We start from the raw sequence: 12,799 nt of genomic DNA on the forward strand, positions 1-12,799 counted from the left end.
CCAGAATGAGCAAACGCATGGTTCAATTCAGTATCTATCGCTACGATCCGGACAAGGACGACGCGCCCTACATGCAGGACATCTCGGTTGAACTGGAGCCGACTGACCGCAAGTTGCTGGATGCGTTGACCAAGCTGAAGGCCAAGGACGACGCGATTTCCTACCGTCGTTCCTGCCGCGAAGGTGTTTGTGGTTCTGATGCCATGAACATCAACGGCAAGAACGGTCTGGCCTGCCTGACCGATATCGACAGCCTGAAGCAGCCTATCGTGCTGCGTCCGCTGCCCGGTCTGCCTGTCATTCGCGACCTGATCGTCGATATGACCCAGTTCTTCAAGCAGTACCACTCGATCAAGCCCTACCTGATCAACAACGATCCGGCTCCGGAACGCGAGCGTCTGCAGTCGCCAGAAGATCGTGAAGAGCTGAACGGCCTGTACGAGTGCATTCTGTGCGCCTGCTGCTCGACCTCCTGTCCGTCGTTCTGGTGGAACCCGGACAAGTTCGTCGGCCCGGCTGGCCTGCTGGCTGCTTACCGCTTCATCGCCGATACGCGCGACCAGGCGACCAACGAGCGTCTCGACAATCTCGAAGATCCGTATCGTCTGTTCCGTTGCCATACCATCATGAATTGCGTTGACGTATGTCCGAAGGGTCTGAACCCGACCAAGGCCATCGGCAAGATCAAGGACATGATGGTTCGTCGCGCCGTCTGATGGAACGAAAGGACTACGAACGCCTGCGTTGGCGCTGTATCCGTCGTGCCTTGCTCGAACTCGATATCACGCTGACGCGTTTTCTTGATAACGGTTTCGACAAGCTCAACGATGAGGAACAGCAGGCGTTCGTGGAACTTGCCGATATGGAGGATTACGATCTCTGGGACTTGATCAACGGCAAGGCAGAGATTGATGATCCTCGCTTGGCGCCCGTTGTGGCGTTGCTTCGTAAGAGTTGAGTAAGGTTTGCATTTTAAATTTCGAATGTTTACCGCTTTTTTGGCATTGCAGTGACAACCAACACCTGAAAAGGGAATAATCCATGACGACCGAACGCAAGGCAACTTTGACAATTGACGGACAGGCTCCCGTCGATTTCCCGATCATGTCCCCGACGCACGGCAACGACTGCGTCGATATTCGCACGCTGGGTGCCAAGACCGGTTTGTTCACCTACGACTCCGGTTTTCTCTCCACCGCCAGTTGCAAGTCCAAAGTAACCTTTATCGACGGCGATAAAGGCGAACTGCTGTACCGTGGTTACCCCATCGAGCAGTTGGCTGAAAACTGCAACTTCCTCGAAGTCACCTACCTGCTGAAGAACGGTGAACTGCCGAACGCCAAGCAAAAGAACGATTTCGAAAAGACCATCAAGAACCACACCATGGTTCACGAGCAACTCGCCAAGTTCTTCTCCGGCTTCCGTCGCGATGCGCATCCGATGGCCGTGATGACCGGTGTCGTCGGCGCTCTGTCCGCCTTCTACCACGACGCCATGGACTTTTCCGATGCCGAGCACCGCAACGTCAGCTTCAACCGCCTGGTTGCCAAGCTGCCGACCATCGTTGCTATGGCCTACAAGTACAACACCGGTGCGCCGTTCATGTATCCGGATAACGAACTGGATTACACCGCCAACTTCATGCGCATGATGTTCGGCAATCCGTGCGAGAAGTATGTGCCGAATCCGGTTCTTGTTCGTGCGCTCGATACCATCTTCACGCTGCATGCCGATCACGAGCAGAATGCCTCGACCTCGACCGTGCGTCTGGCCGGCTCTTCGGGTGCCAATCCGTTTGCCTGTATCGCTGCCGGTATCGCCTGTCTGTGGGGTCCGGCGCACGGTGGTGCCAACGAGGCCTGCCTGCAGATGCTGGAAGAAATCGGCGACGTTTCGCGCGTTCCAGAATTCATTGCCCGTGCTAAGGACAAGAACGATTCCTTCAAGCTGATGGGCTTCGGTCACCGCGTCTACAAGAACTTCGACCCGCGTGCCACGCTGATGCGCAAGGTTTGCAACGAAGTGCTGACCGAGCTTGGCCTGCAAAATGACCGCCTGTTCAAGCTGGCTATGGAACTTGAGCGTATCGCTCTGGAAGATCCGTACTTCGTCGAGAAGAAGCTCTACCCGAACGTGGACTTCTACTCCGGCATCGTTCAGAAGGCCATTGGCATTCCGACCGAAATGTTCACCTGTATCTTTGCGCTGGCTCGCACGGTTGGCTGGATGACGCAGTGGGAAGAAATGATTACCGATCCGGAATACAAGATCGGTCGTCCGCGTCAGTTGTACATTGGCGCCGCCAAGCGCGACGTTGTACCGCTTGCCCAACGCGGCTAGAATAGAAAAAGGCGGCCGTATGGCCGCCCTTTTTTTACCCGCAAAGCCTGATCGCTTTGCAGCCCGCAGCTACAGAGAAAGACAATACCCTCAAGGGGACGCCTATGACTACGATGAATAACCTGTTCGACAGCACGATGTTTTTCGGCGGCAATGCGCCGTTTGTAGAAGAGCTGTACGAAAACTATCTCGATGATCCGACCTCGGTTCCGGCCGAGTGGCGCGATTACTTTGACCGCCTGGCCCAGATGCCGGGCTTTGTTGCACGTGACGTTGCGCATGCTCCCGTCATTGCGGCCTTTGCCGAGCTCGGCAAGGATGGTGGTTTCAAACCGGCGGCGCCGACCGGTGGCGATAACAAGAAGCAATCGGCCGTCGGTCAGCTGGTTACGGCCTACCGCTCGATGGGAACCCGCTGGGCTGATCTGGATCCGCTGAAGCGTCTGGCTCGCCCGAAAATTGAAGAGCTGGAGCCGTCCTTCTATGGCTTTTCCGATGCCGATCTCAACCAGACCTTCAATGTCGGTTCCCTGAAGGGCCTGCCGGACAATGCCAAGTTCGGTGATATTCTGGAAACCCTGAAGCAGACTTACTGCGGCACGATCGGTGTTGAATACATGTACATGACGGAGTACACCGAGAAGCGCTGGTTGCAAGAGCGCCTCGAAAACATCCGTTCGCGTCCGAACTACTCGGCCGACCAGAAAAAACGCATTCTGGAGCGGTTGACCGCAGCCGAAACGCTCGAACGCTACCTGCACACCAAATACGTCGGCCAGAAGCGCTTCTCGCTCGAAGGCGGCGAGTCGCTGATCGTCGCCATGGATGAAACCATCCGCACCGGCGGCACGGTCGGTATCGACGAAATCGTCATCGGCATGGCTCACCGTGGCCGTCTGAATGTTCTCGTCAACACGCTGGGCAAGGCACCGTCCATGCTCTTCGCCGAATTCGAAGGCAAGAAAAAGGTCGATCTGTCGGCTGGCGACGTCAAGTACCACATGGGCTTCTCGTCCGATGTGTCGACCGCCCAAGGGCCGTGTCATTTGACGCTAGCCTTCAACCCGTCGCACCTTGAAATCGTCAACCCGGTCGTCGAAGGCTCGGTGTACGCTCGCCAGGTCCGTCGTGGCGAAGGCAGCAAGGGCAAAATCCTGCCGGTTCTGATCCATGGCGACTCAGCGGTGGCCGGTCAGGGTGTCAACCAGGAAATGCTCAACTTTGCGCAGACCCGCGGCTACGGCACGGGCGGCACGCTGCATATCGTTGTCAACAACCAGATCGGTTTTACGACCAGCGATCCGCGTGATTACCGTTCCGGTCACTACTGCACCGACATCTTCAAGATGGCCGATGCGCCGATCTTCCACGTCAATGGCGACGATCCGGAAGCTGTCGCACTGGTCACCCAGATTGCCGTGGAGTTCCGTCAGCAATTCAAGAAGGATGTCGTCATCGACATCATCTGCTTCCGCAAGCTCGGTCACAACGAGCAGGACGAGCCGATGGTCACCCAGCCGCTGATGTACAAAATCATCAGCAAGCATCCGGGTACCCGCAAGCTCTACGGCGACAAGCTGATTGCCGAAGGCGTCCTCGCCGCCGACGGTCCGGATCAGATGATTGCCCAGTATCGCGAACACCTCGACAAGGGCGAACTGCTCTACAACCCGGTGCTGGCTGGCTACAAGCATCCGAACATGATCGACTGGACGCCGTTCCTGACCAAGAACTACATCGAAACCTGCGATACCTCGGTGCCGATGAAGGAATTGAAGCGCCTGGCCGAACGCCTGACCGCGCTGCCGGACAGCTTCACGCTGCACTCCCGCGTCAAGAAAATCGTCGAAGACCGGGCCGCCATGGGCGAGGGCAAGCTGCCCGTCGACTGGGGTATGGCCGAGAATCTGGCCTATGCCTCCTTGCTCGTCTCTGGCTATGGCGTTCGCATCTCCGGTGAAGACGTCGGTCGCGGTACCTTCTTCCACCGCCATGCCGCCTTCCACGACCAGAACCGCAATAGCTGGGACGAAGGCACCTACTACACCCTGAAGAACCTTCAGGAAAAGCAGGCCGGCTTCCAGTGCTATGACTCCGTTCTTTCGGAAGAAGCCGTGCTTGCTTTTGACTACGGCTACGCCACTGCCAACCCATACGAGTTGGTCGTCTGGGAAGGTCAGTTTGGCGACTTCGCCAACGGTGCGCAGGTCGTTATCGACCAGTTCATCGCCTCCGGTGAAGCCAAGTGGGGTCGTGCTTGTGGTCTGGTCATGCTGCTGCCGCACGGTTACGAAGGCCAGGGGCCGGAACACTCGTCGGCTCGCCTCGAACGCTACATGCAGGCCTGTGCCGAAATGAACATGGAAGTCTGCGTGCCGTCCAACGCCGCCCAGGTCTTCCACATGCTGCGCCGTCAAGCCGTTCGCATGCAGCGCAAGCCGCTGGTGGTGATGACGCCGAAGTCGCTGCTTCGCCACAAGGATGCCGCCTCGTCGCTGGAAGATCTGGCGAATGGAGAGTTCCAGCGCGTGATCGGTGAAATCGACACGATCGATGCGAAGAAGGTCAAGCGGGTGATTCTCTGTTCCGGCAAGGTCTACTACGATCTGCTGGCCGCCCGTCGCGAGAAGAAGATCACTGATATCGCCATCGTTCGTATCGAACAGCTTTACCCGTTCCCGAAAGATTCGCTCGAGAAGGAACTGGCCAAGTACCCGAAAGCCACCGAAGTCGTCTGGTGTCAGGAAGAGCCGCGCAATCAGGGTGCCTGGTACTGGTTCGCCTCGCGTCATCACCTGGACAGCGGACTGGGCGCCAAGCAGAAGTTGCTGCTGGTTTCCCGCCCGGCCTCCTCTTCGCCGGCAGTTGGTTACCTGGCCAAGCACAACGAGCAACAAAAGGCACTTATCGAGTCCGCCCTGGGCAAGATCGAGTACTAATAACTAAAGCAGAGTGGAGTCATTATGAGCATTATTGAAGTCCAAGTTCCCCAGCTTTCCGAGTCCGTTGCCGAAGGCACGCTGGCATCCTGGAAAAAGAAGATCGGCGAGGCTGTTGCCCGCGACGAAATTCTGATCGATATCGAAACCGACAAGGTGGTTCTCGAAGTCCCGTCGCCGGGTGCCGGCGTCCTGGTCGAGATCGTCAAGGGCGACGGTGAAACCGTTGTCTCCGGCGAACTGATCGCCCGCATCGACACCGCTGCTACCGCCGGCGCCGTTGCGCCGGCGGCTGAAGCGCCGAAGGCTGCTGCTCCGGCTGCCGCTCCGGCACCGGCCGCTGCCGCACCGGCTGGTACGGCTAGCCCGTCCGCCCGCAAGATTCTTGACGAAAAGGGCATCGCTGCTGCTGACGTCGCTGGTTCGGGCCGCGGTGGTCGTGTCACCAAGGAAGATGCAGTCGCTGCTGCACCAAAGGCTGGCCCGATCGCTGCCCCGGCTGCCGCCAAGGCTGCGCTGCCGACGCCGCCGGTTGCTGTCGCTCTGGGCGACCGTACCGAACAGCGCGTGCCGATGACCCGTCTGCGTGCCCGTATCGCCGAGCGTCTGCTGCAGTCGCAGCAAACCAACGCCATTCTGACCACGTTCAACGAAGTGAACATGGGCCCGATGATGGCACTGCGCAAGCAGTACGGTGAGAAGTTCGAAAAGGCGCACGGCGTCCGTCTCGGCTTCATGGGCTTCTTCGTCAAGGCTGCCTGTGCCGCCCTGCAGAAGTTCCCGGTTCTCAACGCTTCGGTTGATGGCAACGACATCGTCTATCACGGCTACATCGACATCGGTATCGCCGTTGGTTCGCCGCGTGGTCTGGTCGTGCCGATCATCCGTAATGCGGATCAGCTGAGCATTGCCGAAATCGAAAAGAAGATTGCCGAATTCGGCGCCAAGGCCAAGGACGGCAAGCTGACCATCGAAGAACTGACCGGTGGCACCTTCTCCATCTCCAACGGCGGCATCTTCGGTTCGATGATGTCCACCCCGATCATCAACCCGCCGCAGTCCGCGATCCTCGGCATTCATGCCACGAAGGATCGTGCCATGGTTGAAAACGGTCAGGTCGTCGTGCGTCCGATGAACTATCTGGCGATGTCCTACGACCACCGCATCATCGACGGCCGCGAAGCCGTCCTCGGTCTGGTGACCATGAAGGAAGCGCTGGAAGATCCTTCCCGCCTGCTGCTCGGCGTCTAATCGACGTTGCCTGGCGCCAGTGTCCCGTGCAGGGCGCTGGCGCTTTTGCACATCTGAAATCTGAAAGGTTTACACATGTCCAAGCAATTTGACGTGCTCGTTATCGGTGGCGGCCCCGGCGGCTATGTTGCAGCGATCCGCGCTGCCCAGCTCGGCTTTTCCGCCGCCTGCTGCGAATCGAATCCCTACGCCGACCCGAAGGGCGAACCGCGCCTCGGCGGCACCTGCCTCAACGTCGGCTGCATTCCGTCCAAGGCCCTGCTGCACACCTCGCACTTGTTCGAGGAAGCCAACCACAGCTTCGAAGCCCAGGGCATCAAGGTCGGCAAAGCGACGATCGACGTGCCGGTGATGAAGGGCCGCAAGGATACCGTCGTTAGCCAATTGACTTCCGGCATCAAGGGTCTGTTCAAGAAGAACAAGGTGACCCTGCTCAACGGCCACGGTTCCTTCGTTGGCAAGGAAGGCGACCTGTGGAAGGTCAAGGTTGGCGCCGAGGAAGTGCTGGCCAAGCAGGTCATCATCGCCACCGGTTCCAAGGCCCGTCATCTGCCGGGCGTGGCGGTTGACCAGAAGATCGTCATGGACAATGAAGGCGCCCTGAACCAGGAATCCGTGCCGAAGAAGCTGGCCATCATCGGTGCCGGTGTGATCGGTCTGGAAATGGGTTCGGTCTGGCGTCGTGTTGGTGCCGAAGTGACCGTTCTCGAAGCCATGCCGGAATTCCTCGGCGTTGCCGATCAGGACGTCGCCAAGGAAGCGCTCAAGCTGTTTACCAAGCAGGGGCTGGACATTCATTGCGGCGTCAAGATCGGTGAGATCAAGACCAGCAAGAAGGGGGTTTCGATCGCTTACGAAACCAAGGATGGCAAGGCCGAGAAGCTCGAAGCCGATCGTCTGATCGTTTCGATTGGTCGCGTGCCGAATACCGACGGCCTGAACGCTGAAGCAGTTGGCCTCAAGCTGACCGAGCGCGGCATGGTCGAGGTTGATGGCCATTGCCAGACCAACCTGCCGGGCGTCTGGGCTGTCGGTGATGTCGTGCGTGGCCCGATGCTGGCGCACAAGGCGATGGAAGAAGCGGTCATGGTCGCCGAGCTGATGGCTGGCCAGGCCGGTCATTGCAACTTCGATACCATCCCGTTCGTCATCTACACCAGCCCGGAAATCGCCTGGGTCGGCAAGACCGAACAGCAACTCAAGGCCGAAGGCGTTGCCTACAAGGCCGGCAAGATTCCGTTCCTGGCTAACGGCCGGGCGCTCGGCATGGGCGATCCGTCCGGCTTCGTCAAGATGCTGGCCTGCGCGCAGACCGACCGCATTCTCGGTGTGCACATCATCGGTGCCAATGCTTCCGAACTGATTTCCGAAGCCGTTGTGGCGATGGAGTTCGGCGGTGCTTCCGAAGACCTCGCCCGCATCTGCCACGCTCACCCGACGCTGTCGGAAGCGGTGCACGAAGCGGCTCTGGCCTGCGACAAGCGCCCCTTGCATTTCTAAATTCACATCGCCGGCAGTTGATCTGCCCTGGTGTCAAAAAGAGCCCGAAATGGGCTCTTTTTTTTTGGCCGCTTTATATTCATACTCCAGCAAGGAGGATGGTCGAAAAAACTAAGAGAGGGGAGCAGGGGATGCCGAATATCGATGATGATTGCATTGCCTTCGTCGAGGACGAGCCGATTGGTCTGGGTAATGATCAGGAAGATTTTTGGTCGATCCTGGTTGTCGATGACGACGAGGATGTGCATCAAGCAACCGAGTTTGCCCTGAAGGATGTGCTGGTTCTCGGCCGTCGCCTCAAATTCCTACATGCGTACAGCAGCGATGCCGCGATTGACAGTCTGCGTAGGGAGCGCGATATCGCCGTGGTACTGCTGGATGTCGTGATGGAGTCGGAGGATGCCGGCTTGCGGGCCGTTGGGCGAATTCGCCATGAGCTTGCACTGGCCAATGTCCGTATCATTCTGCGGACCGGGCAACCGGGGTATGCCCCGGAGCTCGATGCGATCAGCAGCTACGACATCAATGACTACAAGACCAAGTCCGAGCTGACCCGCAACAAGCTTTATACGACGGTGACGGCGGCGATTCGCTCCTATGACCAGATTCAACGGCTCGATGCCAGTCGGCGCGGCCTGGAGCTGATTATCGATGGTGCCAATCGTTTCATTGCCGAGCAAGGTTTGCAGGCCTTTGCCGCCGGGGTAATCACGCAGATTGCCGCGCTGCTCGGTGTGCCGCCGGAAGGCATGATGTGCGCCTGTTCAGGCCCGGGCCAGGATCACTGCGTCGTACTGGCGGCGGCTGGCCGCTACCAGGGCCTGGTCAGTCACTCGCTTGCTGATCTGGGCGAGTCGCATGTCAGCCAGATGTTGACGCGTTGCCTGCTGGAGCGCCGCAACCAGTTGGGCGAACGCAGTCTGGCACTCTTTTTTCAAGGGAGTCTCGGCCGCAGTTTTGCCGCCTATATCGAGTCGACCGCAGCAATCCATGAAATCGATCGCCATCTCCTCGAAGTATTCTGCGCCAACATCGCCATCTGCGGCGACAACGTTGGCCTGGTCGAGCGTTTGCGCAATACGGCCTATGTCGACCATTTGACCGAACTGCCGAATCGGGCCGCCCAGATCGAAGCGATCGATCGTCAAGTGCATCTGCCTGGAGCCCGGAGCAAACTGCTCGCTTTGATCGACATTGACCAGTTTTCGGAAACCATCGATGTCTTCGGGTACCGTTTCGGCGACTTGTTGTTGCAGTCCATTGCCCAGCGTCTTCGTAGCAGCCTGCCATCCGACGTTCATGTGGCGCGCGTCGGCGGTGACGTATTCGGGGTCTATGGCCGCGAAGACATCGTCAATCCGGCTGTCTTGCGGGAGATCCTGTTCGATCCCTTTCAAAGTGAAGCCGGCTTCCAGTCCGTATCGTTTTCGCTCGGTTTCGTGCGGGAGGGCGAGGCTCCAGTCAGCGGCGCCGATCTGTTGCGCAATGCCGCCATTGCGCTGAAGCGGGCCAAGGTGGACGGTACCGGCAACGATGCCTATTACACGGCCGAGGTTGCCGTGCAGACCCGCGAGCGGGTCAGATTGTTGCAGGACCTGCGGAGCGCTTTCGACAGTCGGCGGCTGTTCATCGCCTATCAGCCTCAGATCGATCTGCTTAGCGGCCGTGTAGTCGGTGTCGAGGCCTTGTTGCGCTGGCGGAATGAGGCGGGACAATTCATCTCGCCCGACCAGTTCATTCCGGTTGCCGAACAGTCCGGGCTGATCGTCGGTCTGGGCGCCTGGGTGCTGCGTACCGCACTGGGCGCCCAGCGCAAGTTGGCCGCGGCCGGCTTTAACTTGCGGATGGCGGTGAACGTATCGGCCATCCAGTTTCGCCAGCCAGGCTTCATCAGCCTGGTCGAGGCCGCTCTGGCCGATATGCAGGTTGATCCGGCCATGCTTGAACTGGAAATTACCGAGTCGGTGGCGATGTACGGCTGGGCGCAGGTGCATGAGCGTCTGCAGGGCTTGAAGAAACAGGGAGTTTCGGTCGCAATCGACGATTTTGGTACTGGCTTTTCCTCGCTTAGCTATCTGGATCGCCTGCCGGCCGATTGCCTGAAAATTGATCGGGCTTTCGTTTCCGCGCTCGATTCGGACCAGTCGGGGGCTCGTATTGCCGAAATGGTGATCCAGCTTGGCAAACGCCTCGGCATGCGGGTGCTGGCCGAAGGGGTCGAGGATGCGGCACAACTGCAGACGCTGATCGATCTCGGCTGCAACGAGGCGCAGGGCTGGTATTACGCCAAGGCGATGCAGGAAGATGAGTTGTCAGGCTGGCTGGCCAGCCGCCGTTAGTTCCCGCCGAGTCCGGCTTTCGCTGCGCGGGCCGGCCTGGCCTGTTAAAATCTGGTCATGCCGCACAAAAAACTGAACGTTTCCGCCCATGGCATGATGGATGCCTACGAGGCCCTGCTCGCGACGCGGGGCTATGTTGCCGATGCCGCCCAGATGGCTGCCGCCAGTGCGCTGCAGTCGCTCTATTCGAACCTGCTTGCCTTCAAGGTCAAGCGGGGCAGTACGCTGAAGCGTCTGCTTGCACCGCCGACGCCGCCACAAGGCGTGTATTTCTGGGGCGGGGTCGGCCGCGGCAAGAGTTTCCTGATGGACTGTTTCTACGACTCGGTGCCTTACCGGCGCAAGCGGCGCATCCATTTTCACGCCTTCATGCAGCAAATCCATCGCGATCTCGAGCAGTTCAAGGGCGAGACCGACCCGGTGCTGAAGGTGGCCGAGCAGATCGCCCGCGATGTGCGGCTGCTCTGTTTCGACGAGTTCCACGTTTCCGACATCGCCGATGCGATGATTCTCGGGCGCCTGATGGATGGGCTGTTTGCCAAGGGGGTCATTCTGGTGATGACCTCAAACTACCCGCCGGAAAAACTCTACCCGGACGGCCTGCACCGCGAGAGCTTTCTGCCGACCATTGCGCTGCTGCAGAAGCACCTCAAGGTCTTTGAAGTGGAAGCCGGTATCGACTACCGGTTGCGCGCCCTGGAGCAAGTCGAGATCTATCATTACCCAGCCGATGCCAATGCCGAGAAGAAGATGCTCGACTACTTCCGGATGGTGGCCGGCGAGGAGGGCAAGAAGGGTGGCCATGTCGAGATCCTCGGTCGCCAGGTCGATACCGTTCGGCGCGGTCATGGGGTGATCTGGTTCGATTTTCGTACCCTCTGCGGTGGACCGCGTTCGCAGAACGATTATCTGGAAATTGCCCGCGCCTATCACACGGTGCTGCTCTCCCATATTCCGAAGATGACTCAGCACCAGGCCTCGGAAGCGCGTCGTTTCACCTGGCTGGTCGATGTTTTCTACGACCACAAGGTCAAGCTGATCGCGACTGCCGATTGTGCCCCGGAGGAACTGTACACCGAGGGGACGCAGGCCTCCGAGTTTGCCCGTACGGTCAGCAGGATGACCGAAATGCATTCCCAGGAATATCTGGCCCTGCCGCATAACGCGAGCTGACCGTTGCTCACCGCCACGCTTCCGGAAGACCTGGCCATCGACCTGAGGCTGTTGGTGATGACTATCGCCCATGCCGTCGATCTGGTCGGTGTCGACGATGTGCTGCATGGCCGCCGCGTCGCCATGCTGGCGCGCGAGTTGGCCTGTCACATGGGCTGGCCCGAAGCGGAGCAACTGCAGCTCTATGATGCCGGCCTGCTGCATGACTGCGGGGTTTCATCGACCCGCGTCCATCGCCGGCTGGTTGCCGATCTTGAGTGGGCCGGAGCGGATGCGCACTGCGTCCGCGGTTACGACTTGCTGGTGGACTTTCCGCCGCTGGCGCATCTGGCAGGCATCGTCCGTTTCCATCACAGCCGTTGGGAGTGGTTGCTGCAACAAAGCCTGCCGGACAATACGGCGCGCTTTGCCAACCTGATCTATCTCGCCGATCGCATCGACGTGCTGGCAGCGCCATTTCATGCCGAGCAGACCCTGTTGGCGCATGTCGAGGAAATTCGCCTGCGTCTGGCCAGGGAGCGTGGCCGGATGTTCGCACCCGAGTTGATCGATGCCTTCATGGCGATCTCCGAGGGCGAGGCATTCTGGCTGGCGCTGCAGCCGGAGTGCGTGCATCAATACCATACGGACATGGAGTCCCATGGCGATTTGCAGATGGTCGGCTGGAATGACTTCAAGCGCTGCGCCGATATTTTTGCCCGCATCATCGACGCCAAGTCGCCCTATACCGAGCAGCATTCACGTGGCGTTGCCCGACTGTCGCGGTTCCTGGCCGAACGCCTGGGCCTGGATGCAGTCACCTGCGAAAAAATCGAGGTTGCCGGTTTGTTGCACGACATCGGCAAGCTGCAGATACCCGACGAGATCATCGAGGGCCACGACCCGCTGACGCCACACCAGTTCGACATCATGAAGGGGCATAGCTACGGCACCCTGCAAGTCTTGAAGCCGTTGCATGCCATCGATGAAATTGCACGTTGGGCTGCCTATCACCATGAAACACCGGACGGGCACGGTTACCCTTTTCATCTCGGTGGCGACGCCTTGCCGCTGGCGGCGCGTATCATCAACGTCGCCGACATTTTTCAGGCGCTGGCCCAGGAGCGGCCCTATCGCAAGCCGATGTTGCCGGCGCAGATCATGACGATCCTGCACGAGCGGGCGGCTAGCGGCCGGGCCGACGCGACCGTCGTGGCGGCGGTGGCGGCGGATCTGGCGCACTGCCACCGCATCGCCCTGTGCCAGAACTAGCCCGGC

General features: G+C 59.3%; 9 protein-coding genes. All 9 read left to right on the top strand.

What is annotated here, in order from left to right; all coding sequences use genetic code 11:
- Positions 1-5: 5 nt before the first annotated feature.
- The 9 genes from GH663_RS04155 (at position 6) to GH663_RS04195 (ending at position 12,793) form a co-directional block, all read left to right on the top strand.
- The gene (locus tag GH663_RS04155; RefSeq protein WP_066882612.1) at positions 6-716 is read left to right on the top strand and encodes a succinate dehydrogenase iron-sulfur subunit; all 711 of its coding nucleotides are present in this window, start codon (positions 6-8) and stop codon (positions 714-716) included.
- Entirely contained in the window at positions 716-958 is a 243-nt protein-coding gene (locus tag GH663_RS04160) for an FAD assembly factor SdhE (RefSeq protein ID WP_066882611.1), read from the top strand. The genes GH663_RS04155 and GH663_RS04160 overlap by 1 nt, the downstream gene beginning before the upstream one ends.
- 83 nt (positions 959-1,041) lie before the next feature.
- Entirely contained in the window at positions 1,042-2,340 is a 1,299-nt protein-coding gene (gltA, locus tag GH663_RS04165; RefSeq protein ID WP_153130427.1) for a citrate synthase, read from the top strand.
- A 104-nt stretch (positions 2,341-2,444) separates the two neighbouring features.
- On the top strand, positions 2,445-5,279 hold the full coding sequence (locus tag GH663_RS04170) for a 2-oxoglutarate dehydrogenase E1 component (RefSeq protein WP_153130428.1): 2,835 nt from the start codon (positions 2,445-2,447) through the stop codon (positions 5,277-5,279).
- Between the two features lie 24 nt (positions 5,280-5,303).
- Entirely contained in the window at positions 5,304-6,530 is a 1,227-nt protein-coding gene (odhB, locus tag GH663_RS04175; RefSeq protein WP_153130429.1) for a 2-oxoglutarate dehydrogenase complex dihydrolipoyllysine-residue succinyltransferase, read from the top strand.
- Positions 6,531-6,605: 75 nt separating this feature from the next.
- Positions 6,606-8,030 (top strand): dihydrolipoyl dehydrogenase, encoded by a 1,425-nt coding sequence (gene lpdA, locus GH663_RS04180; RefSeq protein ID WP_153130430.1) that lies wholly within the window; start codon positions 6,606-6,608, stop codon positions 8,028-8,030.
- Positions 8,031-8,161: 131 nt separating this feature from the next.
- Positions 8,162-10,369, top strand: a complete 2,208-nt coding sequence (locus tag GH663_RS04185; RefSeq protein WP_153130431.1) for a putative bifunctional diguanylate cyclase/phosphodiesterase — start codon at positions 8,162-8,164, stop codon at positions 10,367-10,369.
- Positions 10,370-10,426: 57 nt separating this feature from the next.
- Positions 10,427-11,542 carry a cell division protein ZapE gene (gene zapE / locus GH663_RS04190; protein ID WP_153130432.1) on the top strand — a complete coding sequence of 372 codons (1,116 nt, stop codon included), beginning with the start codon at positions 10,427-10,429 and terminating at the stop codon, positions 11,540-11,542.
- Positions 11,543-11,545: 3 nt separating this feature from the next.
- Positions 11,546-12,793: an HD domain-containing phosphohydrolase gene (locus GH663_RS04195; protein WP_153130433.1), complete on the top strand. Its 1,248-nt coding sequence runs from the start codon at positions 11,546-11,548 to the stop codon at positions 12,791-12,793.
- Positions 12,794-12,799 lie beyond the last annotated feature (6 nt).

The sequence above is a fragment of the Dechloromonas hortensis genome (assembly GCF_009469765.1).
In the GTDB taxonomy this organism is placed as follows: domain Bacteria; phylum Pseudomonadota; class Gammaproteobacteria; order Burkholderiales; family Rhodocyclaceae; genus Azonexus; species Azonexus hortensis.

What these genes read in the sequence shown, in the direction of transcription:
- GH663_RS04155 (WP_066882612.1), top strand. Translation starts at nt 6, where the DNA reads ATGAGCAAACGCATGGTTCAATTCAGTATCTATCGCTACGATCCGGAC.
- GH663_RS04160 (WP_066882611.1), top strand. Translation starts at nt 716, where the DNA reads ATGGAACGAAAGGACTACGAACGCCTGCGTTGGCGCTGTATCCGTCGT.
- gltA (WP_153130427.1), top strand. Translation starts at nt 1,042, where the DNA reads ATGACGACCGAACGCAAGGCAACTTTGACAATTGACGGACAGGCTCCC.
- GH663_RS04170 (WP_153130428.1), top strand. Translation starts at nt 2,445, where the DNA reads ATGACTACGATGAATAACCTGTTCGACAGCACGATGTTTTTCGGCGGC.
- odhB (WP_153130429.1), top strand. Translation starts at nt 5,304, where the DNA reads ATGAGCATTATTGAAGTCCAAGTTCCCCAGCTTTCCGAGTCCGTTGCC.
- lpdA (WP_153130430.1), top strand. Translation starts at nt 6,606, where the DNA reads ATGTCCAAGCAATTTGACGTGCTCGTTATCGGTGGCGGCCCCGGCGGC.
- GH663_RS04185 (WP_153130431.1), top strand. Translation starts at nt 8,162, where the DNA reads ATGCCGAATATCGATGATGATTGCATTGCCTTCGTCGAGGACGAGCCG.
- zapE (WP_153130432.1), top strand. Translation starts at nt 10,427, where the DNA reads ATGCCGCACAAAAAACTGAACGTTTCCGCCCATGGCATGATGGATGCC.